This window comes from Pseudomonas glycinis (assembly GCF_054871425.1).
Map to the genome: position 1 here is coordinate 809,086 of NZ_JBTYHF010000001.1, position 26,734 is coordinate 835,819.

General features: G+C 60.3%; 24 protein-coding genes and 1 riboswitch. Of the genes, 6 read left to right on the plus strand and 18 right to left on the minus strand.

Annotation, left to right across the window (positions count from 1 at the left end; genetic code table 11):
- Window positions 1–45 precede the first annotated feature (45 nt).
- The 7 genes from ACYSTU_RS03625 to rplM form a co-directional block, all read right to left on the minus strand.
- Window positions 46–459: a ClpXP protease specificity-enhancing factor gene (locus ACYSTU_RS03625; RefSeq protein WP_016773263.1), complete on the minus strand. Its 414-nt coding sequence runs from the start codon at window positions 457–459 to the stop codon at window positions 46–48.
- Between the two features lie 16 nt (window positions 460–475).
- A complete protein-coding gene (locus ACYSTU_RS03630) occupies window positions 476–1,093 on the minus strand; it encodes a glutathione S-transferase N-terminal domain-containing protein (RefSeq protein ID WP_007961620.1) in 618 nt (205 codons plus the stop codon).
- 146 nt (window positions 1,094–1,239) lie between these two features.
- Complete coding sequence (locus ACYSTU_RS03635) at window positions 1,240–2,022, minus strand: cytochrome c1 (RefSeq protein ID WP_024014251.1); 783 nt, start codon at window positions 2,020–2,022, stop codon at window positions 1,240–1,242.
- Window positions 2,022–3,233 (minus strand): cytochrome b, encoded by a 1,212-nt coding sequence (locus tag ACYSTU_RS03640; protein WP_024014252.1) that lies wholly within the window; start codon window positions 3,231–3,233, stop codon window positions 2,022–2,024. Before ACYSTU_RS03640 ends, ACYSTU_RS03635 begins: the two co-directional genes overlap by 1 nt.
- On the minus strand, window positions 3,233–3,826 hold the full coding sequence (gene petA, locus ACYSTU_RS03645) for a ubiquinol-cytochrome c reductase iron-sulfur subunit (protein WP_007917031.1): 594 nt from the start codon (window positions 3,824–3,826) through the stop codon (window positions 3,233–3,235). The genes ACYSTU_RS03640 and petA overlap by 1 nt, the downstream gene beginning before the upstream one ends.
- 273 nt (window positions 3,827–4,099) lie before the next feature.
- Window positions 4,100–4,492, minus strand: a complete 393-nt coding sequence (gene rpsI, locus ACYSTU_RS03650) for a 30S ribosomal protein S9 (RefSeq protein ID WP_003228056.1) — start codon at window positions 4,490–4,492, stop codon at window positions 4,100–4,102.
- A gap of 14 nt (window positions 4,493–4,506) precedes the next feature.
- Window positions 4,507–4,935, minus strand: coding sequence for a 50S ribosomal protein L13 (rplM, locus tag ACYSTU_RS03655; protein ID WP_003228062.1), 429 nt, complete (start codon window positions 4,933–4,935; stop codon window positions 4,507–4,509).
- A gap of 244 nt (window positions 4,936–5,179) precedes the next feature.
- Between rplM and ACYSTU_RS03660 the strand changes: the two genes are divergently transcribed.
- Window positions 5,180–6,220 (plus strand): NADP(H)-dependent aldo-keto reductase, encoded by a 1,041-nt coding sequence (locus tag ACYSTU_RS03660; protein ID WP_024014253.1) that lies wholly within the window; start codon window positions 5,180–5,182, stop codon window positions 6,218–6,220.
- Window positions 6,221–6,376: 156 nt separating this feature from the next.
- Here the strand turns inward: ACYSTU_RS03660 and ACYSTU_RS03665 are convergent, their stop codons facing one another.
- The gene (locus ACYSTU_RS03665) at window positions 6,377–7,513 is read right to left on the minus strand and encodes an acyl-CoA dehydrogenase family protein (protein ID WP_498996048.1); all 1,137 of its coding nucleotides are present in this window, start codon (window positions 7,511–7,513) and stop codon (window positions 6,377–6,379) included.
- A gap of 250 nt (window positions 7,514–7,763) precedes the next feature.
- Here ACYSTU_RS03665 and ACYSTU_RS03670 point away from each other — a divergent pair, with 250 nt between their 5' ends.
- Window positions 7,764–8,660, plus strand: a complete 897-nt coding sequence (locus ACYSTU_RS03670) for a GlxA family transcriptional regulator (protein WP_162999820.1) — start codon at window positions 7,764–7,766, stop codon at window positions 8,658–8,660.
- Between the two features lie 196 nt (window positions 8,661–8,856).
- Here ACYSTU_RS03670 and zapE read toward each other — a convergent pair whose 3' ends face one another.
- From zapE to ACYSTU_RS03685, 3 genes are all read right to left on the minus strand, one after another.
- Window positions 8,857–9,951: a cell division protein ZapE gene (gene zapE / locus ACYSTU_RS03675; RefSeq protein WP_136492731.1), complete on the minus strand. Its 1,095-nt coding sequence runs from the start codon at window positions 9,949–9,951 to the stop codon at window positions 8,857–8,859.
- A gap of 90 nt (window positions 9,952–10,041) precedes the next feature.
- Entirely contained in the window at window positions 10,042–11,397 is a 1,356-nt protein-coding gene (locus tag ACYSTU_RS03680; protein WP_136492730.1) for a tryptophan--tRNA ligase, read from the minus strand.
- A 24-nt stretch (window positions 11,398–11,421) separates the two neighbouring features.
- Window positions 11,422–12,051 carry an alpha/beta hydrolase gene (locus ACYSTU_RS03685; RefSeq protein ID WP_498996052.1) on the minus strand — a complete coding sequence of 210 codons (630 nt, stop codon included), beginning with the start codon at window positions 12,049–12,051 and terminating at the stop codon, window positions 11,422–11,424.
- Between the two features lie 144 nt (window positions 12,052–12,195).
- Between ACYSTU_RS03685 and ACYSTU_RS03690 the strand changes: the two genes are divergently transcribed.
- Window positions 12,196–12,630, plus strand: a complete 435-nt coding sequence (locus tag ACYSTU_RS03690; RefSeq protein WP_016773251.1) for a Z-ring associated ZapG family protein — start codon at window positions 12,196–12,198, stop codon at window positions 12,628–12,630.
- A 192-nt stretch (window positions 12,631–12,822) separates the two neighbouring features.
- Here the strand turns inward: ACYSTU_RS03690 and ACYSTU_RS03695 are convergent, their stop codons facing one another.
- The 7 genes from ACYSTU_RS03695 to ACYSTU_RS03725 form a co-directional block, all read right to left on the minus strand.
- On the minus strand, window positions 12,823–13,557 hold the full coding sequence (locus ACYSTU_RS03695; RefSeq protein WP_016773250.1) for a YiaD family glycine zipper/OmpA-like lipoprotein: 735 nt from the start codon (window positions 13,555–13,557) through the stop codon (window positions 12,823–12,825).
- 120 nt (window positions 13,558–13,677) lie between these two features.
- The gene (locus ACYSTU_RS03700) at window positions 13,678–14,322 is read right to left on the minus strand and encodes an MBL fold metallo-hydrolase (protein ID WP_024014263.1); all 645 of its coding nucleotides are present in this window, start codon (window positions 14,320–14,322) and stop codon (window positions 13,678–13,680) included.
- A 60-nt stretch (window positions 14,323–14,382) separates the two neighbouring features.
- The gene (locus ACYSTU_RS03705; RefSeq protein WP_498996057.1) at window positions 14,383–17,118 is read right to left on the minus strand and encodes a winged helix-turn-helix domain-containing protein; all 2,736 of its coding nucleotides are present in this window, start codon (window positions 17,116–17,118) and stop codon (window positions 14,383–14,385) included.
- A 175-nt stretch (window positions 17,119–17,293) separates the two neighbouring features.
- On the minus strand, window positions 17,294–18,658 hold the full coding sequence (locus ACYSTU_RS03710; protein ID WP_024014265.1) for a DUF1329 domain-containing protein: 1,365 nt from the start codon (window positions 18,656–18,658) through the stop codon (window positions 17,294–17,296).
- Between the two features lie 27 nt (window positions 18,659–18,685).
- A complete protein-coding gene (locus ACYSTU_RS03715) occupies window positions 18,686–20,575 on the minus strand; it encodes a DUF1302 domain-containing protein (protein WP_110603014.1) in 1,890 nt (629 codons plus the stop codon).
- Between the two features lie 337 nt (window positions 20,576–20,912).
- The gene (locus tag ACYSTU_RS03720) at window positions 20,913–22,595 is read right to left on the minus strand and encodes a fatty acid--CoA ligase (protein ID WP_073473480.1); all 1,683 of its coding nucleotides are present in this window, start codon (window positions 22,593–22,595) and stop codon (window positions 20,913–20,915) included.
- A gap of 266 nt (window positions 22,596–22,861) precedes the next feature.
- Complete coding sequence (locus tag ACYSTU_RS03725; RefSeq protein ID WP_110603010.1) at window positions 22,862–23,491, minus strand: LysE family translocator; 630 nt, start codon at window positions 23,489–23,491, stop codon at window positions 22,862–22,864.
- A 285-nt stretch (window positions 23,492–23,776) separates the two neighbouring features.
- Here ACYSTU_RS03725 and ACYSTU_RS03730 point away from each other — a divergent pair, with 285 nt between their 5' ends.
- The 3 genes from ACYSTU_RS03730 to ACYSTU_RS03740 all read left to right on the plus strand — a co-directional run bounded on the left by ACYSTU_RS03730 (window position 23,777) and on the right by ACYSTU_RS03740 (window position 26,610).
- Window positions 23,777–24,742, plus strand: a complete 966-nt coding sequence (locus ACYSTU_RS03730; RefSeq protein ID WP_498996063.1) for a 2-hydroxyacid dehydrogenase — start codon at window positions 23,777–23,779, stop codon at window positions 24,740–24,742.
- Window positions 24,743–24,774: 32 nt separating this feature from the next.
- Window positions 24,775–25,773 carry a methyltransferase gene (locus ACYSTU_RS03735; RefSeq protein ID WP_498996067.1) on the plus strand — a complete coding sequence of 333 codons (999 nt, stop codon included), beginning with the start codon at window positions 24,775–24,777 and terminating at the stop codon, window positions 25,771–25,773.
- A 39-nt stretch (window positions 25,774–25,812) separates the two neighbouring features.
- Window positions 25,813–25,937, plus strand: a riboswitch (yybP-ykoY riboswitch).
- A gap of 88 nt (window positions 25,938–26,025) precedes the next feature.
- Window positions 26,026–26,610, plus strand: coding sequence for a TMEM165/GDT1 family protein (locus ACYSTU_RS03740; RefSeq protein WP_016773243.1), 585 nt, complete (start codon window positions 26,026–26,028; stop codon window positions 26,608–26,610).
- The last annotated feature ends 124 nt before the right edge of the window (window positions 26,611–26,734 follow it).

Below are 26,734 nucleotides of genomic sequence, written 5' to 3' on the forward strand. Positions count from 1 at the left end.
GTAAAGGCAGACACAAAAAAGGCGATCCATCCGGATCGCCTTTTTTTATTTCACAACCTTCAAGCTCGGCCGGCCACTCGGGCGTGGTGGCTCGCTGCCCGGTGGCGGCGAGTCGTCATCCGGATCGATGTCTTCCTCGTCGTCCATCGGCAACTCGAGGTCAAACACCATGCCCTGGCCGTTCTCCCGGGCGTAAATACCCAGGATCGCGCTGATCGGCACGTAGAGACTGTGCGGAACACCGCCGAAGCGGCCTTCGAACGTCACCACGTCGTTATCCATGTGCAGATGACGCACGGCACTCGGCGAGATGTTCAGGACGATCTGGCCGTCACTGGCAAAACCCTGTGGCACCTGCACCGCCGGGTACTCGGAGTTGACCAGCATGTGCGGGGTGCAATCGTTATCCACAATCCACTCGTAGAGCGCGCGGACCAGATAAGGTCGACTGGAGTTCATAGCGGCTCCTTAAGCCTTAGCGCATATCGCGTTCGACACCAGACAGACTCGCCTGGAAAGCCTCACGCGCAAACTGGCGCTCCATATAATCAAGCAGCGGCTTGGCCGGCCGCGGCAGTTCAATACCCAGAATCGGCAAACGCCAGAGTATGGGTAATAGGCAGCAATCCACCAGACTTTGTTCCTCACTGAGGAAGAACGGTTTGTCGGCGAACAGCGGCGAAACGCCGGTCAGGCTTTCGCGCAGTTCCTTGCGCGCCACGACCCGTGCGGCCTCTTTGCTCTTGGGATCCAGAATCAGATCCACCAGCCCGCACCAGTCACGCTGAATCCTGTGGATCAGCAGACGGCTGTTGGCCCGCGCCACCGGATAAACCGGCATCAGCGGCGGGTGCGGGTAACGCTCATCCAGATACTCCATCACCACGGTCGACTCCCACAACGCCAAGTCACGATCGACCAGCGTCGGCAGACTGCCGTAAGGGTTCACCTCAATCAGTTTAGGCGGCTGGCGGCCCGCTTCCACGTAAATGATTTCGGCGCTGACACCCTTCTCTGCAAGCACGATGCGCACTCGGTGGGAATAGTGGTCGGCGGGGTCGGAGTAACAGGCCAACCGATTGGTCACGCCCATGGCGATCCTCCTCGCTTGTTGAATTTGTCGGAACCGGAAAAACGCGCGCGCCCAGAGGGCACCTCCCGCAGGGTCTGACTGAGCAGATCCTGCTTTAGCGGAGGCGCCCTTGGGCGCGCGCGATTAACAGCAATGCTTGAAGCGTATCAGTGCACGTCTTTCCAGTATTCACGCTTGAGCAGGTAGGCGAACACAAAGAAGAACGCCAGGTACAGCAAGACATAAGTACCGATGCGCTGATGTTGCAGCTTAACCGGGTTAGCCGAGTAAGCCAGGAAGGTTACCAGATTCTTGACCTTCTCATCGAACTGCTCTTCGTTCAGAGCACCGGACTTCGGCACGATGGTCAACTGATCGCACGCTTCATGGGTCAGCGGCGTGCCGGTCAGCGGATCGTATTGCTTCTTGCCGTCCTCGACGATCTGCACCTGTTTGCAGCCGACAACCTGACGACCTTGCAGGCCGACCAGCACGTTAGGCATGCCGACGTTCGGGAAGACCTTGTTGTTCACGCCCCATGGACGCGCCGGATCTTCATAGAACGACTTCAGGTAACCGTAGAGCCAGTCGGTACCGCGTACTCGCGCTACCAGCGTCAGGTCCGGCGGCGCTGCGCCGAACCAGGTCTTGGCGTCGGCCGGCTGCATGCCGATGTTCATGTGGTCGCCAATCTTGGCACCGGTGAACACCAGCTTCTCCAGCATCAACTCGTGCGGAATGCCGAGGTCATCGGCGACGCGCTCGTAACGCTGGAACTTGGCACTGTGGCAACCCATGCAATAGTTGGCAAAGGTCCGCGCACCATCCTGCAGAGCGGCTTTGTCGGAGACGTCGATATCGACACTTTCCAGTTCCGGACCATGACCCTCGGCAGCAAAAACCAGGGAAGGCAGCGCAGCAAAAATCAGAGCAAGAAATAACTTTTTCATCAGCCAGTCACCCTTTCCGGAACCGGTTTGGTCTTCTCGAGCCGGGTGTAGAACGGCATCAGAATGAAGTAGGCGAAGTACAGGAAGGTGCAGACCTGCGACAGCAACGTGCGCCCTGGTGTCGGCGCCAGAACGCCAAGAATGCCGAGAATCACGAAGGAGATGCAGAACACCACCAGCCAGATTTTGCTCAGCCAGCCCTTGTAGCGCATCGATCTCACCGGACTGCGATCCAGCCAAGGCAGCACGAACAGCACCGCAATCGCCGCACCCATGGCGATAACGCCCAGGAGTTTGTCCGGCACCGCACGCAGGATTGCGTAGAACGGAGTGAAGTACCAGACCGGGGCAATGTGCTCAGGCGTCTTGAATGGGTTAGCCGGCTCGAAGTTTGGTTTTTCGAGGAAGTAGCCGCCCATTTCCGGGAAGAAGAACACAATGAAGCAGAAGATGAACAGGAACACCACCACACCGACAATGTCCTTCACCGTGTAGTACGGGTGGAACGCAATGCCGTCCAGCGGGATGCCGTTTTCGTCTTTGTGCTTCTTGATATCGACGCCGTCAGGGTTGTTCGAACCGACTTCGTGCAGCGCCAGAATGTGCAACACCACCAGACCGAGAATCACGATCGGCAGCGCGACCACGTGCAAGGCGAAGAAGCGGTTCAGGGTGATTCCGGAGATCAGGTAGTCACCACGAATCCACTGGGTCAGGTCATCGCCGATCAGCGGAATCGCACCGAACAGCGAGATGATCACCTGGGCTCCCCAGTAGGACATCTGGCCCCACGGCAGCAGGTAACCCATGAACGCTTCGGCCATCAGTGCCAGGTAGATCAGCATGCCGAACACCCAGACCAGCTCGCGCGGTTTCTGGTACGAACCGTAGAGCAGACCGCGGAACATGTGCAGATAGACGACGATGAAAAACGCCGAGGCGCCGGTCGAGTGCAGCAGACGCAGGATCGAGCCGTACTCGACGTCGCGCATGATGTATTCAACGGAAGCAAACGCCTCTTCTGCCGACGGCGTATAGCTCATCGTCAGCCAGACGCCGGTGACGATCTGGTTGACCAGCACCAGCAGCGCCAGCGAGCCGAAGAAATAGAAGAAGTTGAAGTTTTTTGGTGCGTAATATTTGCTGAGATGGTCTTCCCACATCTTGGTCGCGGGAAAGCGCGCATCAACCCAATCCATGAACTTGCTCATCACGCTTTCTCCGTATCGACGCCAATGACAATCAGGTCATCGGTCTCATAGGAATGCGGGGGAACTGGCAGGTTCAAAGGCGCAGGTTGCGACTTGTAGACGCGGCCAGCCAGATCGTAGTGGGAACCGTGGCACGGGCAGAAATAGCCACCTACCCAGTCTTTGCCCAGATCCGCAGGTGCCACTTCGGGACGGAAGGTCGGTGAGCAACCCAGGTGCGTACAGATCCCGATCAGCAGGAGAATCTCCGGCTTGATCGAGCGTACTTCAGGGTCGACATAAGTGGGTTGCGTGGAGTTTTTGGAGGTCGGATCGGAGAGCTGACCCTCGATCTTCTTGAGATTCCCCAGGATTTCCTCGGTACGGCGGACAATGAACACCGGCTGGCCGCGCCATTCAGCAATCATCTGCTGGCCTGGCTCGATTTTGCTGACATTCACTTTCACCGGTGCACCGGCAGCTTTCGCCTTGGCACTGGGAAACCATGACCCCACGAACGGGACCGCAGCCCCCACCGCTCCTGCAGCACCCACCACGGATGTGGCTGCCACCAGGAAGCGACGCCGGCCTGCATTCACGCCGTCATTGCTCATTCAGTCCTCTCCCATCAGCTTTTTTGGCCTGTTAAATCAGGCGTCTACTAAATAAATCAAATGTTACTTATAAAAATTTTGCCCGAATGGTAATGAAAACCCCCAATTCTGACAAGGTTAATTCCCCGGGGCTCAGCCCCTTAAGCCTTGGAGTATAGGGGGTCTACGGCTGTGGCAAGTTGTCACAACGCAATTCTTTGATAAATCGCAGGCATAAAAAAACGCCCGCTTCCGTGAGGAGGCGGGCGTTCTTTTTTGAACGTGGAAGCGGAATTAACGCTTCGAGTACTGCGGACGCTTACGCGCTTTACGCAGACCAACTTTCTTACGTTCAACTTCACGGGCGTCGCGGGTAACGAAGCCAGCTTTGCGCAGAGCGCTACGCAGGGTTTCGTCGTAGTCCATCAGAGCGCGAGTGATGCCGTGGCGGATTGCGCCAGCCTGACCACTTACACCACCGCCGATCACGGTGACGTAGATGTCGAACTTCTCGACAGTCTCGGTCAGCTCCAGCGGCTGACGAACTACCATGCGGGCAGTTTCGCGGCCGAAGAAGTTATCCAGCGAACGGTTGTTGATGGAGATGTTACCAGTACCCGGACGCAGGAAAACGCGTGCGGTTGCGGTCTTGCGACGGCCAGTGCCGTAATTTTGAGTCGCCGACATAATGAACTATTCCGTTAAATCTTCAGTTCTTGGGGCTGCTGAGCAGTATGAGGGTGTGCAGCGCCCGCATAGACTTTCAGCTTACGGTACATGTCGCGACCCAGTGGGTTTTTAGGCAGCATGCCTTTAACCGCGGTCTCGATCACGCGCTCAGGGGCTTTGGCGATCAGCTTTTCAAAGTTGATCGACTTGATGCCGCCCGGGAAACCGGAGTGGGAGTAGTACATTTTGTCAGTGGTTTTAGCGCCGGTAACACGGATCTGCTCGGCGTTGATGACGACGATGTAGTCGCCGGTGTCAACGTGAGGAGTGTACTCAGGCTTGTGCTTGCCACGCAGACGGCTCGCGATTTCGGTGGCCAGACGACCCAGGGTCTGACCAGCAGCGTCGACGACAAACCAGTCGCGCTTTACTGTTTCCGGTTTAGCAGTAAAAGTTTTCATTCTTTATAGCCTCAGGGGCCGCCTGTAAATAAGACGGCGGATCTTACTGAATAGTGCGTACTTTGACAAGTCAAAGGCAGCCGGATACAGACGCTTTCGGGGGCTCGGGTCGGCGCGTCCGTTCAACGGCAAGATTCTTCGGCGGCGGCGCATCACTTCCACTGCAGAAAGAGGTCGGCAATTATGCAGATTGCGAAAAATTTTTCAACCTGCTTTTATGATTGTTTTGCCCAAGGAGCACCCGATGGACTATCGCCAGCTAGGCCGTACCGACCTGAACGTGAGTGCAATCTGCCTCGGCACCATGACCTGGGGCGAGCAAAACACTGAGGCTGAAGCCTTCGCCCAGATTGAACGGGCCAAAGAGGCGGGGATCAATTTCCTCGACACCGCCGAAATGTATCCGGTGCCGCCCAAAGCCGAAACCTACGCCACCACCGAGCGCTACATCGGCAATTACTTCAAGAGTCGCGGTGACCGTTCCGACTGGATCCTCGCCAGCAAGATCGCCGGCCCCGGCAACACCATCGACTACATCCGCGACAAGAACCTGCGCCACAACCGCCAGCACATCACCGAAGCACTGGACGGCAGTCTCAAGCGCCTGCAGACCGATTACATCGATCTGTATCAATTGCACTGGCCGGAGCGCAGCACCAACTTTTTCGGACAGCTGGGCTACAAGCACAAGATCGAAGCCAACCTGACGCCGCTGGAAGACACCCTCGAAGCCCTCGACGAACAGGTGAAGGCCGGCAAGATCCGCCACATCGGTCTGTCCAACGAGACGCCGTGGGGCACCATGCGCTTCCTCGCTCTGGCCGAAGCCCGTGGCTGGCCGCGTGCGGTGTCGATCCAGAACCCGTACAACCTGCTCAACCGCAGCTTCGAAGTCGGCCTGGCCGAGATCGCCATCCGCGAACAGTGCGGCCTGCTCGCCTACTCGCCACTGGCGTTCGGCTTCCTCTCCGGCAAGTACGAAGGCGGCGCCCGTCCACCGAAAGGCCGTCTGAGCCTCTACAGCCGCTTCAGCCGCTATTTCAACCCGCAATCGGAGGCGGCGTGCAGCCGTTACGTAGCCCTGGCCCGTGAACACGGTCTGGACCCGGCGCAAATGGCCCTGGCCTTCGTGACCCAGCAACCGTTCGTCACCAGCAACATCATTGGCGCGACGACGCTTGAGCAACTGGACAGCAACATTGCCAGTTTTGATCTGAAACTGTCCGATGAAGTGCTGGCCGGGATTGAGGCGATTCACAAGGATCATCCGAATCCGGCGCCGTAACTGACCGCCAAAAGCTTCGCGAGCAGGCTCGCTCCCACAGGTACGGTGATCCCCTGTGGGAACGAGCCTGCTCGCGAAGAGGCCAGTCGGATTACCTCAACAGCGGAACGCGGAGCGTCCCCGGCGGCATTCCCACGCAGAGCGTGGGAATGATCATCAAAGCGACCGCGCAATAATCTCCTTCATGATTTCATTGGTGCCGGCATAAATCCGCTGCACCCGCGCATCCGCCCACGCCCGGGCCACCGGGTATTCCCACATGAAGCCGTAGCCGCCATGCAGTTGCACGCACTCGTCGAGCACTTTGCATTGCAGGTCGGTGCCCCAGTATTTGGCCATTGCCGCCGTCGGCACATCGAGTTTGCCTTGCAGATGCAGCTCCAGGCAGCGGTCGACGAAGACCCGGCCGATCTGGATCTCGGTAGCCATTTCGGCCAGTTTGAAGCGGGTGTTCTGAAAGTCGGCAATCGCCTTGCCGAACGCCTTGCGATCACGGGTGTAATCCAGCGTCCATTGCAACGCCGCTTCAGCCGAGGCCAGGCCGCCGATAGCCACGGTCAGACGTTCCTGCGGTAACTCCTGCATCAGATAGGCAAACCCGGCACCCGCCTGGCCGAGAAGGTTTTCCTTCGGCACGCGCACGTCCTGAAAGAACAGTTCCGAGGTGTCCTGCGCTTTCATGCCGACCTTCTCCAGGCGCTTGCCTTTCTCGAAGCCCGGCGTATTCGCCTCCACCAGGAACAGGCTGGTGCCCTTGGCCCCAGCCTTGGGATCGGTCTTGGCCACCACGATGACCAGGTCAGCCAGAAAGCCATTGGTGATAAAGGTTTTCGAACCGTTGATCACATATTCGTCACCATCGAGCACCGCCGTGGTTTTCACCCCTTGCAGGTCGGAACCGGCGCCAGGCTCGGTCATGGCAATCGCCGTGACCATTTCGCCCGAGACCAGTTTCGGCAGGTATTTGTGTTTCAGCGCCTCGCTGCCGTAATGCAGGATGTACGGTGCGACGATGTCCGAGTGCAGCGAGAAACCGATACCGGTCAGACCCAGACGCCCGACTTCCTCGATGACCACGGTGCTGTAGAGGAAATCCGCGCCGAGCCCGCCGTACTCTTCCGGCAGATGCGAACAGAGCATCCCCGCCTCCCCCGCGTTGTTCCACAGTGCGCGATCGATGTGCCCCTGCTTCTCCCACTGCGCGTGATACGGCACGGCCTCTTTCTCGAGGAAAGTTCGCACACTGTCGCGGAACAATTCGTGTTCGGGGCTGAACAGGGTTCTGGGGATCATGCGGCACCTTTCTTTGTTGTTGGAGGGATACGGCTCTCAGAGACTAAGCCCGACTCCTGCTACGGGACACTGGACACATCCGACAAAAAATAAGACGATCCAGCCGTCTGGTGACCACTTTCCCTTATAAAAACAAAACAAAAGTTGAATTATGTCTAAGCACGTCTCCCCGCCCTTGCGGCGCGTCAGCATCCTGGCCATCGACCGGGTCTTCGCTTACACCCTCATGCAGGCCAAGGATTTTTTCCATGTGGCCAGCCTGCGTTACGGCAAACAACTGGGCCACGGCCTGACCCCGGCGTTCGAAACTCGCTTGGTCAGCCCCGATGGCAAACCGGTGAAAAGCTTCAGCGACGTAGTGATGCCGGTCGACGGCGGCCTGGAAAACGCCGACGTGATCATCCTCCCGGCGTTCTGGGACGATTTCGACACGCTGTGCAGCCGTTACCCGCAAATCCTGCCGTGGCTGCGCGAACAGCATGCGCGCGGCGCGGTGTTATGCGGCGAAGCCACCGGAGTGTTCTGGCTCGCCGAAGCCGGGCTGCTCAACGGTAAGGAAGCCACCACCTACTGGCGCTTCTTCAATGCCTTCGCCGAGCGTTTCCCCAAGGTCTATCTGAATCAGGACAAGCACCTGACGGACGCCGACAATCTCTATTGCGCCGGCGGCACGACCTCGGCCTGCGATCTCTACATCTATCTGATCGAACGCTTCTGCGGCGCGAACGTGGCACAAGCCGTGGCCCGCGACATTCTCTACGAAGTGCAGCGCAGTTATTCGCCGGGACGTATCGGTTTTGGTGGGCAAAAGCTGCATCAGGACGTGATCATCCTGCAGATCCAGCAGTGGCTCGAAGAACATTTCGCCGACAAGTTCCGCTTCGAAGACGTCGCCCGCGAGCACGGCATGAGCATCCGCAACTTCATGCGCCGCTTCCAGACCGCCACCGGCGACAAGCCGTTGCACTACTTGCAACGCCTGCGCATCGAGACAGCCAAGGGCCTGCTTTCGGGCACGCGCAAGAGCATCAAGACCATCAGTTATGAGGTCGGTTACGACGATGCGAGCTTCTTCGCGCGACTGTTCCGCCAGCACACCGAGCTGTCGCCGAATCAGTATCGGCAGCAGTTTCAGCAGGCTGCGTAATCCGGCCTGATGATCGTTCCCACGCTCTGCGTGGGAATGCCGCCACTGGACGCTCTGCGTCCGGCTCGCAAGTGACGCGGAGCGTGGGAACGATCAGTTACTGCGCTTTCGCGAGCAGGCTCGCTCCCACAGGGAAAAACTTCAGCGCATAAAAAAGGCCTGCAATCGCAGGCCTTTTTCGTTGCCGAAACTCCGTTTAAGGCTTGTGCGCCCGCGACAGGAATTCGTGAGATTGCATCTCCAGCAGTCGGCTCAGTGTGCGCTGGAACTCGAAGGTCAGGCGTCCGCCGGTGTACAGATCCTTCAACTCGACTTCAGCAGAAATGATCAGCTTGACGTTGCGGTCGTAGAATTCGTCGACCATGTTGATGAAGCGCCGGGCGATGTCGTCAGTGGTGACGCTCATCTGCTCGACGCCGCTGAGCAGCACGGCGTGGAAGATCTTGCCCAGTTCGATGTAGTCGTTCTGGCTGCGCGGGCCGTCGCACAGTTCACGGAAGTCGAACCAGGCCACGTCGTCGCAGGTGCGCAGAGCGCGGATTTCGCGGTTCTCAATGATCAGCACATCGTTTTCCACCGCCGCCGTGCACTCCGGCGTCAGCGCCTTGAAGCTCTTGCGCAGGCTTTCGTGCGCGGCTTCGTCGAGCGGATAGTGGAACAGCTCGGCTTGCTCGAGGTGACGCAGACGATAATCGACGCCGCTGTCGACGTTGACGATCTCGGTGTTCTGCTTGATCAGCGCGATGGCCGGGAGGAAGCGCGCGCGTTGCAGGCCATCCTTGTACAGGCCGTCCGGAACGATGTTCGACGTCGCGACGAGGGTCACGCCGTTCTTGAACAGCTCTTCCATCAGCGTGCCGAGGATCATCGCGTCGGTGATGTCGGAGACGAAGAATTCATCGAAGCAGATCACCCGCGACTCGGCCGCGAAGCGCTTGGCGATGATGGTCAGCGGGTTCTTCTCGCCGCCCAGGGTTTTCATTTCTTCGTGCACGCGCTTCATGAAGCGGTGGAAGTGCGTGCGGGTCTTTTCATTGAACGGCAGCGCTTCGAAGAAGGTGTCGACCAGGTAAGTCTTGCCGCGACCGACGCCGCCCCAGAAATACAGGCCCTTGACCGGTGCCTGATCCTTTTTGCCAAACAGCTTGCCGAGCAAGCCCGGCTTGTTCTGGTCAGCGGCGATCAAGTCGTCGTACAGACGCTGCAAGTGACGCACAGCAGTTTCCTGCGCGGCGTCATGGAAGAAGTCCGGGCGTTTCAGATCAGCTTGATATCGTTCTAGGGGCGTCATAATTCGTTAGCAAGGCAACAAAAACGGGCCGTCACTGTAGCGACGGCCTGTGGGAATGGCAATCGGCCCTTGGTCGGGTCGTGCCGCCGATCAGTCCTGAGCTGGAGTCAGCGCGACGCGCAACGCCTCGATGGCGGCGTCCCGCGCACCGATGTCGGCAAACGCCGGGCTGTCGCCCACGCACTCACCGGCCAGCCAGACGCTGAAGCTCAGTTCTTCAGTACGCACATCCAGCGGCTCGCCGGACTGCAACTGTTTGGTCGCCTGGCCGGCGGTTTTGCCGTCGGCGAAGTTACGCGACAGCAGCAATTGCTCGCCATCGGCCGCCAGCAGACGGAAACGGAAGCTGCCGTCGTCCTCGCGGAAGCTGACGAAACGCGCGGCTTTCGCGGCTTTTTTCTTGGTAGTCGCGGCCACCTGAACCTGATTGACGAAAGAACGCAGGCCGACAGCTTCGCGCAATTCATTGAGGAACGGCGTGGCCACGGCGCGGGCCTTCTTCGCACCGATCTGCAGGATGTCTTCCAGGTCCGCCGGACGCTCGATCAACTGGTGATACTTCTCGCGCGCCTCGCCCAGCTCGTTGTCGAGCAACTGGAACAGACGATTCTTCGCCTCACCCCAGCCCAGACCACCGAGCAGTTCGCTGCGGAATTCGTCAGCCTGCGCCGGGGTGGCGAAGGCCTGGAACAGAGTGAACAGGTGCGAGTTGTCAGGATCTTTCGCTTCGCCCGGGGCCTTGGAGTCAGTGACGATCCGCGAGATCGCGTCCTTCATCTCTTTGGCGCTGGAGAACAGCGGAATGGTGTTGTCGTAGCTCTTCGACATCTTGCGACCGTCGAGGCCCGGCAAGGTGGCCACGCTTTCTTCGATCAGCGCTTCGGGCATGGTGAAATACTCTTTGCCCTGACCGAACAGATGGTTGAAACGCTGGCCGATATCGCGGGCCATTTCCACATGCTGAATCTGATCGCGACCGACCGGCACCTTGTGCGCGTTGAACATCAGAATGTCCGCCGCCATCAGCACCGGATAGCTGTAGAGACCCATGGTGATGCCGGCATCCGGGTCTTCACCGGTTTCAAGGTTCTTGTCCACCGAGGCCTTGTACGCGTGCGCACGGTTGAGCAGGCCCTTGGCGGCGACGCAAGTCAGCAGCCAGGTCAGCTCGGGGATTTCCGGGATGTCGGACTGGCGGTAGAAGGTCACCCGATCGACATCGAGGCCACCGGCCAGCCAGGTCGCGGCGATTTCCAGACGCGAGCGCTGGATGCGCAGCGGGTCATCGCATTTGATCAGGGCGTGGTAGTCGGCCAGGAAATAGAACGAATCGGCCTGGCTGTCGCGGCTGGCGAGGATTGCCGGGCGAATCGCGCCGGCGTAGTTGCCCAGGTGCGGCGTGCCAGTGGTGGTGATGCCGGTGAGAATGCGGGTACGGTTGGTCATGGGTAATCGCTTGTCAGACTGCAATCAATTCGAGAGACGCGGCAGCAGCAGATCTTTGAGATCGGTCAGCTTGCCGTGAAAAAAGTGTCCGCATTCTGCCACTTTCAGCAGCTCATGGGGGCGCCGGAGTTGTGCCGACCACTGGTAGACCAGTTGCGGATCGATGACTTCATCGGTTTGCGGCTGGATCACGGTCAACCCGCCGTGCTGCGGCAGTTGATCCTGCTCGCCCAGACGCATCACCGCCGGGGCAACCATGAACAGGTGTGCAAGCTGGACGCCCTGGGCTTCGAGACGGCCGCCGAGACTTGCTGCAACAAATCCGCCGAAGGAGAAACCGAACAGGGTCAGCGGCAGATCCGGGTGTTTTTCCCGCAGCCACGCAGCGGCGGCCTGGGCGTCGTCGACTTCACCGGTGCCCATATCGTGCTCGCCCTGGCTGGCGCCGACGCCGCGATAGTTGAAACGCAAGGTGATCAGGCCTGCGTCACGCGCGGTGCGCTGCAGGGTCGAGACGACCTTGTTGAGCATGGTGCCGCCCTGTACCGGGTTCGGATGGCAGATCAGCGCGATGCCGCGCGGCTGCTCGTTATCCAGATACAAAGCCTCAATTTGGCCGACAGGGCCGTCAATCACTACAGGGGTTTCACGCATCAGCAAGGGAGGAACTCCGTGACCTCGAATCGGGTCGACTCGTCTAGCAAATTGTCTGTGCCAATCTATTGCGAGTGAATCGCGGTATACAGCGCAGGTTCGAGCCGTTAACGTAAAGCAAAGCCGTTTATAGAGGAAGGACTCGTGGAACACTCGCTCTTAGTTTGGTTGTTACCGACTCTTGCCCTGGTTGTGGGTGTCGCCATTGGATTCCTGATCGCGCGCGTTGCGCCGAACGCCGCACCGAGCCGTACGCAGCGTCAACTGGATGATATCCAGGAGCGTTTCGACAGTTATCAGAACGAAGTGGTCACCCACTTCAACAGCACCGCGATGCTGGTCAAGAAGCTGACCCAGAGCTATCAGGAAGTGCAGGATCATCTCGCCGAGGGCGCCAATCGTCTGGCCCTGGACGAGCAGACCCGCCAGCGCCTGATCGCCGCCCTGCACGCCGACGCAGCGCAGGCACCACGCGAACGCCTGACGCCACCGCGCGATCAGGAGCCACCGCGTGATTACGCGCCGAAGAGCCCGAATTCGCCGGGCATGCTCGATGAGCATTATGGTCTGAAGAAGTAATCGGGTTTCGCGCCCAACAAAAAGCCCCCGGACAATGCTGGTGTCCGGGGGCTTTTTTGTATCGGCTGATTTTGCGGTGACAACACTGGCCTCTTCGCGGGCAAGCGGGCTTGCCCGCGAAAGGGCCGGCACAGATGACACAAAAAAATGCCCGAATCACAGGACCGGGCATTTCTTCAATCAGGCAATCGCTTACGGATACTGCTGCACCGTGCCTGGCTGTTGCTGCTGACCACCATACTGCTGACCCGGAATAGCCTTCAGGTTGACCTCGACCCGGCGGTTCTGCGCGCGGCCGTTGACGTCACCGTTACTGGCAATCGGGTTATCCGGGCCGGCGCCACGGGCCGACAGGTTGGCACCGCTGACGCCTTGCGAGGTCAGGTAGGTCGCCACGCTCTGCGCACGACGTTGGGACAGGTCCATGTTGTGCTGGCGGCTGCCGGTGCTGTCGGTGTAGCCGACGATTTCGATCTGGTTCTGGTTGAACTCTTTCAGTGAGTTGGCCAGGTTGTTCAGCGGTTGATAGAAGCTGGAAGCGATGTTCGCCGAATCGGTGGCGAAAGTGATGTTGCCCGGCATGATCAGCTTGATCTGATCGCCCTGACGCTGCACTTCAACGCCAGTGTTGGCCATGCTCGCGCGCAGTTTCTTTTCCTGCTGGTCGGCGTAGTAGCCGTAGCCTGCCGCGGAAGCACCGACCACGGCGGCGCCGATCAAGGCGCCCTTGCCACGGTTGTCGTGGCCGATGGCGGCACCGGCAAGTGCACCGGCCAGCGCACCGAGGCCACCGTATTTGGCGGTTTTGCTCATGCCTTGCGAGCCACCGTCGGCCTGACCCTGATTGTCATACGGATTGGGCGAGGCGCAGCCGGACAGCACGGCCACGGCAGTAGCGACAATAATCAAACGACGCGTGGTGAACATGGAGAGCTCCTGGTTTTTTGCATTCTGTGGTGCAGCGGCCACTGATCAATCAATGGACCTGCGCGGGCGTTGGATCATGACAATGCGCAAAAATTCCGCCGCACACCCGTGACAAAAAATTCAGGCACGCACAAACGGGTTCTCACGCATCTCATCACCCAGACGCGTGTCCGGACCGTGCCCGGTGACAACCGTTGCGTCCTCGTCCAGCGTATACAGCCGCTGCTTGATCGAACGCACGATGGTCGCCTGATCGCCACCCCACAAATCCGTGCGCCCTACCCCGCGACGAAACAGCGTGTCGCCGGCAATCAACAGCTTAGCCTCGGAAAACCAGAAGCTCATGGAACCGGGTGTATGTCCCGGCGTGTGCAGGGCCACGCCGCAACCGCAGGCGAGTTCTTCGTCATCGCTCAGCCAACGATCCGGCGACGGCACCGGGGTGTAGGGCACGCCGAACATCTGGCACTGCATCTCCAGATTGTCCCAAAGGAACTGGTCTTCCTTGTGCAGATGCAGGGTCGCACCGGTTTTCTCCTTCATCTGCCCGGAAGCGAGAAAGTGATCGAGATGCGCGTGGGTATGGATGATGCTCACGACTTTCAGGCCATGGGCATCGAGACGCGCCATGATCAAGTCAGGGTTGCCGCCCGGGTCGACGACGATGGCTTTTTTCGTGATTGGGTCGCCGATGATGGTGCAGTTGCACTGGAGCGGGCCGACGGGGAAGGTTTCGCGGATAAGCGCAGGGCTGGGCGTGGTCATGGAAAAATCCTGGACAGGGTCAACGCCGTTGGCAACGGCCGATGGCGAATTTTACCGTCGCTAGAGCAATAACCCCAATGCCTTCGCCCGCGCCACTGCCTGCGTACGCCGCTCGACCCCGAGCTTGCTGTTGATATGGCTGGCGTGGGTTTTCACCGTGTGCAGGGAAATGAACAACTGCTCGCTGATCTCCTGATTGGAACAGCCTTGAGCGATCAGGCGCAGCACGGCCAGTTCGCGGCTGCTGAGTTGTTCGGTAGCGGAGCTTTCCACGGTCGGGCGCGGCGCGGCTGTTGGGAAATGTGTGAGCAATTGCTGGCTGACGGCGTTGCAGGAAAGCGCTTGCAATTGCCCGCGCATCCAGTCGGCATGACTTTTCAGCAGCGCATCGAAAGGCTGGAAGACGCCGCCGGCCGCTGCTTCCAGCGCCTGACTCAACACTTTGCGCGCCTCGGGCTCGCGCCCACCGGACAGCAACAGCGCCACCTTCTGCGTCAACGCCATCACACTGAGCAACTGCCGCCCGGTCCGCTGGCCGTTTTCATGCAACACGTTCAGCCGCCCTTCGGCGAGCATCGGTTGCCCCTGAATCACATCGAGCAGCGCCTGTTGCAGTTCCACGTGCAGTGGCAGCTGTGGATGAAACTCCGGTGGCGCCGCAGCGTTTTCGCCGGTGTAGGTCTGGCCCAATCGTGCAAGCCACGCCTCGGCGAGATCGATGCGGCCCTGGGCCAGCCACAGTTCGCACTTGACCAGGGTGATCATCGCCAGGTAGTAGATCGGCGGCACGTCCCAGATGTGCATCAGGCGTTCGGCCTCGGCGAGTTCGGCGAAGGCCTTGGCGAACTCGCCGCTGGCGCCGTCGAGGCGGGCAATCACGCAGTGGCCGATCAGCACGCTGATGTCGCGACAGGCCCGCGCTTCGCCAATGCCGGCCAGCAGGCGTACGCGTGCGGCCTGCGGCTGCAAACGCATCGCCAGCAGGAAACCTTCATACAACGTCAGCCGCGCGCGCACGGCGTACAGGCGTTGCGGCGACAGACCGCGCAGCCGCTCCAGGCCCTGATGCACTTCATCCAGTGCACGCAGAATCTCGCCCCGCGATTGCAAGACTCGAGCTCTGTCGTAGTGAGCCAATGCTTCGAATAATGGATTGCCGACCCGTTGCGCCAGTTCAAGCGATTCGCGGTTCAGGCCACGGGCGCGCCACAGATCGCCGTCGGCGATCGCCAGATTGGACAAGGTCGACAGGCACATCAGCCGCTGGCCGTAACGCTTGGCCGGCAGGCTCTCCAGCGCTTCACTGCAATAGCGCAGGGTCAGTTCGCGATGGCCGCGTCCGCGAGCGATGATCCCGCTCAATGCCAGCCATTGCGCCAGCATGGATTTCTGCGCAGTGGCTGATGGTGCTGGCAGAAAGCGGCTTAAATGGCTGGCCAGCTCCTCAGCGGCATCGAGCTGACAGGCCAGCCCCAGCGCCCAGCTGTAGAGCACGATCAGCCGAGGCGTGCTGATCAGCAGACTGTCGGGCAAGTCCATTTTCCAGCGCAGCAGCATGCCGACGTTCTGCTCGGCGAGCAGCTGTTCTTCGGACAGGTTCTGTACGAGATTTGCCGCGACATCGAGATGCCCGGCACGCAACGCCTGTTCCACCGCCTCGTCGAGCAAGCCTTGCGCATTGAACCAGCGGCAGGCGCGCAAATGCAGGGTGGCGTTGGGCACCATCGCCTGGGCGATCGGCCGGCTGCGCAACAAGTCAGAAAACAAATGGTGATAGCGATACCAGTGCCCGTGCTCGTCCAGCGGCACCAGAAACACTTGGTGAGCGAGGAGAAAGCGCAGGATCTCGGCGCTGTCATGGGCTTCGCGGACCGCGTCGCACAGCTCGCTGCAAAAGCGTTCCTGCGGAGCGGTTTCGTAGAGAAACGATTGCACTTCGGCCGGCAGGCAATCGATGACTTCTTCGAGCAGATAATCGCGTATCAGCCCTTCGCCGCCGTTCAGTGCTTGCGGCAGCGCGGCATCGTTGCCCGCCTCGGCCACCGCCAGCAGCCAGAAGCGCAGACCGGCGACCCAGCCTTCGCTGCGCTGGATCAGGCTTTCCAGTGCTTCGCCGCGCAGTGAGCTGCTGTGGCGGTCGAGCAAGGTCAGGGCTTCGTCGTGGGTCAGGCGCAAGTCCTGTTCGTGCAGCTCGAGCAACTGCCGCGACAGGCGCAGACGCGCCAGATGCCAGTCCGGGCGCTGACGGCTGGTGACCATCACCAGCAAGCCATCGGGCAGATGATTGAGGAAAAATTGCAGGCAACGATCCAGCACCGGCCCTTGGGCGAGGTGGTAGTCGTCGAGCACCAGCAGCAGCGGTGCAGCAGGATCGAGATGCAGAGCCAGCTCATCGAGCAGACCGTCGAGCCATTCTTCGAAAGCAAACGGCTGATGACGCTGACGCATTTTCAGCAGACCGAGAGCGCCAGCGCCCAACGCAGGAAAATAGTCCTGTAGCCCTTCAAGCAAGCGCCCAAGAAAACGTCCGGGATCACTGTCTCGTGGGCTCAAGCCCAGCCAGAGACTTTGCCAATGCGCCGGCAGGCTTTGACAGAACTCCACCGCCAGCGAGCTTTTGCCGAACCCGGCCGGGGCGCTGACCAGCAGCAACCGACCTCCGAGCCCTGCCTGCAGACGCTGGCAAAGGCGCGGCCGCAAGACATAGCCATCAGGCAGCGGCGGGCGGAAAAAACGCCCGTCCAGTGCTGCGACGGTGATGCTTGCGGGACCCGGAAGTGGGGACAGATCAGTCATGGCCGGCTCTTGTTCGAAGGCGATTGGCGGCGTTGCAGATGTCCGCAGCCTAGCCTTAAACGAAGAGGTAATGAAGGTCACTGCTACAAATGGCTACAAAAAGGCTACAGACACAAAAACGCCCCGAACCGGTCGGGGCGTTTTCACGAGGATGCGGCCTCGGGTTTACGCAGGTTTAGCGAACACCATCCTGACGCAGAGCGGCCGGGGTGAAGTCGCTGGTGGTGGCGGTGAAGCCGAAGTCATACGCCTGCTTCTCTTCGTTCTTCATGCCTAGTGCCAGATAACGGCCGGACTGCAGGTCGTAGAGGGTTTCGAGGGCGTACCACGGCACTTGCTTGTCGTAGTAGTTCTCGGCATGTGCCTCGGCTACACGCCACAGTTGGCCGCGACCGTCATAGTGGTCGATGACCGCTGCCTGCCAGGTGTCCTCGTCGATGTAAAAGTCACGCTTGGCATAGATGTGGCGCTGGCCTTCCTTCAGGGTCGCGACCACGTGCCAGACGCGGCGCAGCTCGTAGCGAGCCAGGTCCTGGTTGATGTGACCGGCCTTGATGATGTCCGAGTACTTCAGTTTCGGATCGTCGAGCTTGTAGCTGTCGGAGGCGATGTACATCTCTTTCTTGCCTTCGAGCTTCCAGTCGTAACGATCCGGCGCACCGTTGTACATGTCGAGGTTGTCCGAGGTACGCAGGCCGTCGGCGGCGGTACCCGGGCCGTCATACGACACTTGTGGTGCACGGCGCACACGACGCTGACCGGCGTTGTAGACCCACGCCGAACGCGGCTCCTTGACCTGATCGAGCGTCTCGTGCACCAGCAATACGCCACCGGCCAGACGCGCCGGCGCAGTCACTTTCTGCTTGAAGTAGAACAGGATGTTGCCCGGGTTCGCCGGATCGTAGTCCTTCATCTTGTCGCGGAACACGAACTGATCCTGGAAGTACACCAGGCTGTACGAGCCGTTCGGTTGCGGCGTGGCCTGGGTCACCAGACGGGTCACGCTGCCGCCGCGATAGCGGGTGATGTGGTTCCAGATCACTTCCACACCGGTTTTCGGGATCGGGAACGGCACGGCGGTATCGAAGTTTTCCAGACCGTTGCCGCCGGACACCAGGTTGGTGCTGGTGGCGTTCTTCTTGATCGCAGCGAACACGTCATCCGGCACGGTGGCGCCGCGATGGGACGGATAGACCGGCATCTTGAAGGTTTCCGGGTAGCGCTTGAACATCGCGTACTGGCCCGGGGCAAGCTTGTCCTTGTACTTGTCGACATCCTTGGCAGTGATGGTGAACAGCGGCTGCTCACTGGCGTAAGGGTTGGACAGGAAGCCCTTGCTGTCGACGCTGCCGGCATTCTTCGGTAGCGGTTTCCAGGCCGGAATCGAACCGTCGGCATTACCGGCCATTTCCGCGCCCATTGGCGTCAGGCTCTTGCCCAGTTTATCCGCTTCGGCAGCAGGCACCGCCGCCATGACACTGGTCGCCAGCAGCGACAGGCCCAGAACACCGGCGTGGAACAGACTCTTTGTTATTTTCATAAATTCGTTCGTCCTGAAATGCAGTGCTTAGAAGTTCACGCCGAAGCTGAGCGCCACGAAGTCGCGGTCATCCACGGTGGTGTACTTGCCGTCGAAGAAATTGGTGTAGGCCAGGCTCGCGGTGTAGGTGTTCTGGTACTCGGCATCGACGCCCAGGCTGACCGCTTTGCGACCTTCCTCGAAGTTGCCGCCAGGGCCTGGCGAGTAACCGCTGACGTCGTGGGACCAGGCCACGTTCGGCTTGAGGTTCACACCGGCAAACACGTCGTTGTATTCCCAAATCGCCCGACCACGGTAGCCCCACGACATCGACGTGGTGAAACCGTCGTTTTCGCAATTGCGGCTGCGGTTGTTCTGCGGCGAACCGGGACCTGCACCGTTGATGGTGCTGTTGTTGAGGATGTTGGCGCAGGTATCGATACCGCCAGTCGCCGGCAACTCGCCCGGACCGTAGACCGGGTCACGGCCATAGCGCTTGTCGGAACGGCTTTCCAGGCCACCGACGTAGGTCGCGCCGACTTCACCGACGAGGGTCAGACGGCTGGCGCCCATGACCTGATCGAAGAAGTGCGTGAAGGTCGTCTGGATCTGGGTGATTTCCTTGCGCTCATAGCCATGCAGATCCTGACCCGGCACGCCGGTCAGCAGCGAAGCGTTGGTCAGCGCGCCGCCCAGCGGACGCACGCCGGCAAACAGGATGTCGGTGGAGTTCAGTTGTACCGGCGCGTTCGGACGGTAGCTGATCTCACCGCTCCACGCCGTACCGGTAGGCAGGGTGGTGGAGAAGCTCAGACCGTAGAGACGAATGTCTTCCGGGTATTCGATGAAGTAATTGGAGTTGCCCGCAACCAGCAGCGGTGCGAGTGCGGCAAAAGGCCCCGGCAGCGCGGCGGCGGTGTTGTAGACCGATTGCGGGGCACCGGTGGCGCTGAAGATCGGCGCACGGCTGTGGTAGTTCATGAAGTAGGCGCCGAACTCGGTGTCGAGTGGCTCGAACATGTATTTGAGGGACGCGCCCCACTGACCGCTGTCACGCGCGTCACGGTCCGGCCCACGGCGCACCAGCACGCCTTCTTGGTCGACGTTCACACCGTTGGCGGCCAACGGCCCCAAAGCGATCGCCGGAATCTGCGAACGCTTGTTCAGTACGCGCAAATTGTTGTCGCAACCGTCGGCAACGATGTCTGGCTGGGAAAAGAAGGTGCCGCAGTTGTCGACGACGGTCTGATCCCATTCCAGTTGGTAGAACGCTTCGGCCGAGAGGTTATCGGTGAGGCTCTGCGACACGTAGAACATGTTGACCGGAATCAGGCCTTCCTTGATCTCGGCGCCCGGACGACGGAACGCGGAGACGTCGATCGGGTTGATCGAGTTGATGCCGCCGCCGATGAAGGTACTTTCACCCCAGCTCACTACCTGCTTGCCCAGACGCACGGAACCCGGCTGATCGGCAATCGCGTAGTTGTGGTAGACGAAGGCGTCGAGGATCTGCCCGCCGGAGGACTTGGCACCCTCTTTGCGGTTGCTGTCGCTGATGTCCTTGAATTCGCGGCTCTCGTCCTTCAGTTCGAAGTCGTACCAGTATTTGCCACGGACGAACACGCCGGTGTCGCCGTATTTCAATTCAAGGTCATGGATGCCCTTGAAGATCTTCGAGAAGGTTTCGCCGCTCTTGAAGTTGGCGTGACCGTCATCGGAGGTCTGCGACAGGCCGCGGCCGCCGTTGTTGACGCCGATGAGGTTCTTGTTCGGGCTCTGAGTAGACCAACTGGCACCGATCGACAGGGACGAGTCGAACTGGCCTTCGATTTCACCGACGTTGAAACTGACGCCGAATGCAGGCCCGGCGAGCGAGGAGGCAAGACTGACCGCCAGAGGCAGTTTCGCCCGGCGCCAGAACTGGTTTACTGAGGTCATCGACGCTACTCCATGTGCATTATTGTTATGGCAGTGAGTACTTTTAAAAACGCTGTGGAGGACCGGGCGCCAGGGCTGCCCGAAATCGTTCCAGAGTTGCTCGCCCCGTTCAGTGCGTGTGCTCCGTTTTCAAAAAGTCCTTGAGCGGACTATAGCCAGCGGGTGGTAGTGCTTGATCCCTCTAAAGTGTGATTTGCAGCCGCCAACCACTCTGGAACAGTCCTTTCGCCAGTCCGACACACGTCGGCACGGCAAGGATGGCTGATTTTTTCGATTTCACAAGCCAAGCGCTTGCTTGGTGGGTCTGGCGCGCCGGTTTCGGCGCGCCAGCAGGCACTTAAAGTGTCGAAAGGAAGGTGCTGTTGTTGGCCTGCCATTCGGTGATGTCGAGGCGGATGCGCTTCTTGTCGAGCTTGCCGACACTGGTCTTGGGAATTTCGGTAACAAGGGCGATCTGACTGGGAATCGCCCACTTGCTCAGGTGCCCCAGCTCGACGAATGGCTTGAGGTGTTCCTTCAGTTCCCGTGCACCGATCACCTGCCCTTCACGGACCACCAGCAAGGCAAACGGGCGCTCGCCCCACTGCGGATCGGCGATGCCTACCACTGCTACTTCGCGTACCGCCGCATGCCGGCTGATGAGGTCTTCGAGGTCGAGGGAGGAGATCCACTCGCCGCCGGTCTTGATCACGTCCTTGATGCGATCACGAATATCGATCACGCCCATGCTGTCGAGCGTGGCGACGTCACCGGTGTGCAACCAGCCACCGGCCCAGAGCTCGGCGCCCTTCTGCGGCTCGTTGAAATAACCTTCGGTCAGCCATGGCGCGCGCAGCACCAGTTCGCCCTGGGTTTCGCCGTCGGCCGGAAGGAAATTGCCCTCGCCGTCGACAATCGCCGCTTCGACCAACGGCCCCGGCACGCCGGCCTTGATCCGGTAAGTGGTGCGTTCGTCCTCGCTGCCGGCCATCAATTCGTCGTTGAGGTGCGCGCAGGACACCAGCGGCCCGGTCTCCGACATGCCGTAAGCGGCTGTCAGCTGAATGCCGCGCGCCTTGGCGTTTTCATAGAGGCTGCGATTGAGCGCGCTGCCGCCGATGACGATTTTCCAGCCGCCAAAGTCGGCACCCTGCGCGGCCTTGGCGTTGAGCAGCATCTGCAGGATGGTCGGCACGCAATGGGAAAAGGTGACTTTCTCCTTGCGCCACAACTCCACCAGATACTCCGGATCGTAACGCCCCGGATAAACCTGCTTGAGCCCGAGCATGGTCGCCACGTAAGGCAGACCCCAGGCGTGGACATGGAACATCGGCGTGATCGGCATGTACACATCGTTGGTGCCGAGCAGCCGTACGCTGTCGATCGAACCCATGATCGTCGCCACGCCGATGGTGTGCAGCACCAGTTGCCGGTGGGTGAAATACACGCCTTTCGGATTGCCCGTGGTGCCGGTTGTGTAGAACGTAGTGGCCACCGAGTTTTCGTCGAAGTCCTGGAAATCGTATTGCGCACTCGCAGCGGCCAGCAGTTGCTCGTATTCGCCGACAAGGTTCGGCAACTCCGCGGTTTTCTCCGGGAGATCGGTCAGCAGCAGGGTTTTCTCCACCGTGGTCAGCTGCGGCGCGATGGCCTGATACAGCCCGACGAACTCGCTGTTGACCAGCACGAAGCGGTCCTCGGCGTGGTTCATGGTGTAGAGGATCTGCTCGGGTGACAGGCGCACATTGATGGTGTGGATCACCGCGCCGATCATCGGAATGGCGAACATGCATTCCAGGTAACGGTGGCTGTCCCAGTCCATCACCGCCACGGTGTCACCCGCCTTCACGCCAGCAGCCGTCAGCACGTTGGCCAGCCGCGCAACCCGCTCGATCAGGGTCGGATAGCTGTAGCGCAACTGGTCGCGGTAGATGATTTCGCGGGTTTTCTCGTAACGGGCGCCGGACATCAGCAGCCGTTTGATCAGCAATGGATACTGGTAGGCCCCATCGGCCGGCGGAATGACCCGAGTCTGCAACATAAGAATCCCTTTTCTGACTGCACGGTGTTGGCGGAGAGATTCGTACTCTAGTGCGCCTGCATGACAGTCAAATCAGCCAAAGGAATGATTTGCAGAGCTGTACAAATGCTAGCTTTGCGCCAGCATTTCGGGCCAAAGTTGAAGAAAACACGACCTGTGGGAGCGAGCCTGCTCGCGAAGGCGTCGGGTCAGTCGACATTTTTGGTGACTGGACTGGCGCTTTCGCGAGCAGGCTCGCTCCCACAGGGATTGATGTGTTCCAGTTCTCAATGCATCTCGGTGAATGCGATTTTCACGCCGAGAGCAATCAGCACGGCGCCCATGGTGCGGTCGAACCAGTGGCCCATGCGGGCGAAGCCGGCGCGCACGCGTTGCTGGCTGAACAGCATCGCCACCAGGCAGAACCAGATCGCCGTCGCCACCGCCAGGTAAACGCCGTAACCGGCCTGCACCGCCAGCGGTGTGTGCGGGTTGATCACCACGGTGAACAGCGAGAGGAAAAACAGCGTGGCTTTCGGGTTCAGACCGTTGGTGACGAAGCCCGAGGTAAACGCGCCCCGCGCGGTACGTACGCCGGTTTCCCGGTGCAAGTCATCAGTGTCGGTTTTCGCCGGTTGCGCGCGCAAGGCCTTGAAGCCGATGTACAGCAGGTAAGCCGCCGCCGCCCACTTCAGCGCGTTGAACAGCACGATCGACTGCGACACGATCAGACCGATGCCGAGCAACGAATAGCCGACATGCAGGAAAATCGCCGAGCCCACGCCCAGCGCGGTCCAGGTGCCGGCGCGGCGACCATGGGTCACGCTCTCGCGCACGACCACGGCAAAGTCCGGTCCGGGGCTGGCCACGGCGAGCAGATGGATCAGGGCAACGGTCAAGAACTCGGTCCAGTACATGGGGGCTCCTTTGGGGCAGCTTGGTCAATAAAAAATCTGTAAAGAACACAGTCCTGTGGCGAGGGGATTTATCCCCGTTGGGTTGCGAAGCACCCCAAAAATTTCTGTCTGGCCCGCAGGCAATGATTTTGCGACTGCTGCGCAGCCGATCGGGGCGGTGCGACGTTTCGCTAAATCCCCTCGCCATGGGGTTATGTGTCCGCTGCGGGATCAGCGTAACGATTTGTTTCATCTGGTAGGCTCGGCAGAGTACGCCCTCCGCTCACAGCACAAAAGGTACAGTTGATGACGAACACGCGCCGCGCGGTATTCCTTGATCACCCTTCGCTGGATCTCGGCGATCTGGACCTCGGTCCGTTGCGCGAATGCTTCAGCGACTTGCAGCTGTTCGCCCAGACTCTGCCGGAACAGGTCAGCGAACGCCTGCACGGCGCCAGTGTGGCGATCACCAACAAAGTCGTGATCGACGCCGCTGCAATGGCTGCCAACCCACAACTGAAACTGATCCTGATCAGCGCCACCGGCACCAACAACGTCGACCTCGCTGCCGCCCGCGCTCACGGCATCACCGTGTGCAATTGCCAGGCTTACGGCACGCCGTCGGTGGCGCAACACACGATCATGCTGTTGCTCAACCTCGCCACACGCCTGGCCGACTATCAAAAGGCTGTGGGCGCAGGCCGCTGGCAACAGGCGAAACAGTTCTGTCTGCTCGACTACCCGATCGTCGAACTGCAAGGCAAAACCCTTGGCCTGCTCGGCCATGGCGAGCTCGGTGGCGCCGTGGCGCGATTGGCCGAAGCGTTCGGCATGCGCGTGTTGCTCGGGCAGATTCCGGGGCGCCCGGCTCGGCCGGATCGCCTGCCGCTGGAAGAACTGCTGCCGCAGATCGACGCCCTGACCCTGCACTGCCCGCTCAACGAGCACACCCGGAACTTCATCGGCGCTGGCGAACTGGCCGCGATGAAGCCCGGCGCATTTGTGGTCAATACCGCTCGTGGCGGCTTGATCGACGAGAAAGCGCTGGCCGACGCTTTGCGCAGCGGCCACCTCGGCGGTGCGGCGACCGATGTGTTGAGTGTCGAGCCACCGACCCAGGGCAATCCGCTGCTCGCCGCCGATATCCAGCGCCTGATCGTCACCCCGCATAACGCTTGGGGCAGTCGCGAGGCGCGCCAGCGTATCGTCGGGCAACTGAGCGAAAACGCCCATGCGTTCTTCAGCGGTGAGGCGCTGCGGGTCGTCAGTTGATAAACTGCGGCACTTTTTTTCAAGGAGCAGTTATGGATCCGCGCAGTGAAGTACTGCTTCGTCAGGCCGAGTTATTCCAGGGTTCGCTGCTGTTGGCCGGCCTGCCCGCCGACGATCTGCTCGGGCGTCTGCCGAATGCGTTCGGCTGGTGCTGGCACGCTGGCGACCAAGCCGCACTGGACGCGCGTTTCGAGGGCCGCAGCCAGTTCGGCGTGAATGTCCCGGAGCGCGAGTTCGACAGCGCTGTGGTGTTCCTGCCCAAGTCCAAGGACCTGACCGACTACATCCTCAACGCCGTGGCGTCGCGTCTGGCCGGGCGTGAGGTGTTTCTGGTCGGGGAAAAACGCAGCGGCATCGAAGGCGCGTCCAAACAGCTCAACCCGTTCGGCAAGCCACGCAAACTCGACAGCGCTCGCCACTGCCAGCTCTGGCAAGTCACCGTGGCCAATGCGCCTGAAGCGAAACCGCTGGAAAGCCTGGCGCAGACCTACGAACTGCCGCTGGCCGAAGGGCCGTTGAAAGTCATCAGCCTGCCGGGCGTGTTCAGCCATGGGCGCCTGGATCGCGGCAGCGCCCTGCTGCTGGAGCATCTGGACAAACTGCCGAGCGGCCATCTGCTCGATTTCGGTTGCGGCGCCGGCGTGCTCGGGGCTGCGGTGAAACGTCGCTATCCGCACAATCAGGTGACGTTGCTGGATGTTGACGCATTCGCCGCCGCCAGCAGCCGTCTGACCCTGGCTGCCAATGGCCTGGAAGCCGAAGTGCTGACCGGCGACGGCATCGACGCCGCGCCGATGGGTTTGAGCGCGATTCTGAGCAATCCGCCATTCCATGTCGGCGTGCACACCGATTATTTCGCTACGGAGAACCTGCTGCGAAAAGCGGCGAAACATCTGAAAAACGGTGGCGAACTACGCCTTGTGGCGAACAGCTTCCTCAAGTATCAGCCGTTGATCGAGGAGCACCTGGGCGTGTGTGCGATCAAGGCTGAAGGCAATGGTTTCCGGGTCTACCGGGCCAAGCGCGGCTGAAAATTTGTTCTTGCCCAATCGGATTTGCCTAGGCAGAATCCGCTCCGTCCTAGGGGAGTAGTCTCCCACGAGCGCCAAGCTCGTCCGGCATACGTCAACATACTTGATCCTCAGATCATGGCGTATGCGACCCAAGCGTCCGCATCAGACGGATCGCAGGGTTTGACAAGACCTATGACACGCACACCTTACCCGGGGCGGGAAGGCTGTACGTGTCATAGCCGTGTCGACCCGCCCCTTAGGAAATCCCTGATGCTGGACTCGCTACTCGTTCCCACCGCTATCGTTGCCTTGGCCGAAATCGGCGACAAGACGCAACTGCTCGCGCTGATTCTCGCCGCTCGCTTTCGCAAGCCCTGGCCGATCATCGCCGGGATTGTCGCCGCGACCCTGGCCAACCACGCAGCAGCCGGTGCGGTAGGCGCCTGGTTCGGCAGTTTCTTCTCCGACGCCGTCCTGCACTGGATCCTCGCCGCCAGCTTCGCCGCCACGGCGCTGTGGACCCTGGTCCCGGACAAAATGGATGACGACGAAGCCAGCACGGCGCGCAAGTTCGGGCCGTTCCTGACCACGCTGATCGCGTTCTTCCTCGCGGAAATCGGCGACAAGACGCAGATCGCCACGGTGATGCTCGCCGCGCAATATCCGGAACTGTGGCTGGTGATTATCGGCACCACCGTGGGCATGCTGATTGCCAACGTGCCGGTGGTCCTGGCGGGTAACTTTGCTGCAGAGAAACTGCCACTGACCCTGATCCGCCGCCTCGCGGCTTCGGCGTTCATGATTCTGGCGATTGTTGCGGTTTATAAAGCGATGCAGAGCAGCGGCTGGGTTTAACCCCGTCTACTGAACTACCCAAAACCTGTGGTGAGGGGATTTGAAGGATCGTTCCCACGCTCTGCGTGGGAATGCCTCAAGGGACGCTCCGCGTTCCAATGGGACGCAGAGCGTCCCGGGCTGC

Excerpts from the sequence above, each read along its gene's own strand:
- ACYSTU_RS03625 (WP_016773263.1), bottom strand. The coding sequence starts at position 459 with ATGAACTCCAGTCGACCTTATCTGGTCCGCGCGCTCTACGAGTGGATT.
- ACYSTU_RS03630 (WP_007961620.1), bottom strand. The coding sequence starts at position 1,093 with ATGGGCGTGACCAATCGGTTGGCCTGTTACTCCGACCCCGCCGACCAC.
- ACYSTU_RS03635 (WP_024014251.1), bottom strand. The coding sequence starts at position 2,022 with ATGAAAAAGTTATTTCTTGCTCTGATTTTTGCTGCGCTGCCTTCCCTG.
- ACYSTU_RS03640 (WP_024014252.1), bottom strand. The coding sequence starts at position 3,233 with ATGAGCAAGTTCATGGATTGGGTTGATGCGCGCTTTCCCGCGACCAAG.
- petA (WP_007917031.1), bottom strand. The coding sequence starts at position 3,826 with ATGAGCAATGACGGCGTGAATGCAGGCCGGCGTCGCTTCCTGGTGGCA.
- rpsI (WP_003228056.1), bottom strand. The coding sequence starts at position 4,492 with ATGTCGGCGACTCAAAATTACGGCACTGGCCGTCGCAAGACCGCAACC.
- rplM (WP_003228062.1), bottom strand. The coding sequence starts at position 4,935 with ATGAAAACTTTTACTGCTAAACCGGAAACAGTAAAGCGCGACTGGTTT.
- ACYSTU_RS03660 (WP_024014253.1), top strand. The coding sequence starts at position 5,180 with ATGGACTATCGCCAGCTAGGCCGTACCGACCTGAACGTGAGTGCAATC.
- ACYSTU_RS03665 (WP_498996048.1), bottom strand. The coding sequence starts at position 7,513 with ATGATCCCCAGAACCCTGTTCAGCCCCGAACACGAATTGTTCCGCGAC.
- zapE (WP_136492731.1), bottom strand. The coding sequence starts at position 9,951 with ATGACGCCCCTAGAACGATATCAAGCTGATCTGAAACGCCCGGACTTC.
- ACYSTU_RS03680 (WP_136492730.1), bottom strand. The coding sequence starts at position 11,397 with ATGACCAACCGTACCCGCATTCTCACCGGCATCACCACCACTGGCACG.
- ACYSTU_RS03685 (WP_498996052.1), bottom strand. The coding sequence starts at position 12,051 with ATGCGTGAAACCCCTGTAGTGATTGACGGCCCTGTCGGCCAAATTGAG.
- ACYSTU_RS03695 (WP_016773250.1), bottom strand. The coding sequence starts at position 13,557 with ATGTTCACCACGCGTCGTTTGATTATTGTCGCTACTGCCGTGGCCGTG.
- ACYSTU_RS03700 (WP_024014263.1), bottom strand. The coding sequence starts at position 14,322 with ATGACCACGCCCAGCCCTGCGCTTATCCGCGAAACCTTCCCCGTCGGC.
- ACYSTU_RS03705 (WP_498996057.1), bottom strand. The coding sequence starts at position 17,118 with ATGACTGATCTGTCCCCACTTCCGGGTCCCGCAAGCATCACCGTCGCA.
- ACYSTU_RS03710 (WP_024014265.1), bottom strand. The coding sequence starts at position 18,658 with ATGAAAATAACAAAGAGTCTGTTCCACGCCGGTGTTCTGGGCCTGTCG.
- ACYSTU_RS03715 (WP_110603014.1), bottom strand. The coding sequence starts at position 20,575 with ATGACCTCAGTAAACCAGTTCTGGCGCCGGGCGAAACTGCCTCTGGCG.
- ACYSTU_RS03720 (WP_073473480.1), bottom strand. The coding sequence starts at position 22,595 with ATGTTGCAGACTCGGGTCATTCCGCCGGCCGATGGGGCCTACCAGTAT.
- ACYSTU_RS03725 (WP_110603010.1), bottom strand. The coding sequence starts at position 23,491 with ATGTACTGGACCGAGTTCTTGACCGTTGCCCTGATCCATCTGCTCGCC.
- ACYSTU_RS03730 (WP_498996063.1), top strand. The coding sequence starts at position 23,777 with ATGACGAACACGCGCCGCGCGGTATTCCTTGATCACCCTTCGCTGGAT.
- ACYSTU_RS03735 (WP_498996067.1), top strand. The coding sequence starts at position 24,775 with ATGGATCCGCGCAGTGAAGTACTGCTTCGTCAGGCCGAGTTATTCCAG.
- ACYSTU_RS03740 (WP_016773243.1), top strand. The coding sequence starts at position 26,026 with ATGCTGGACTCGCTACTCGTTCCCACCGCTATCGTTGCCTTGGCCGAA.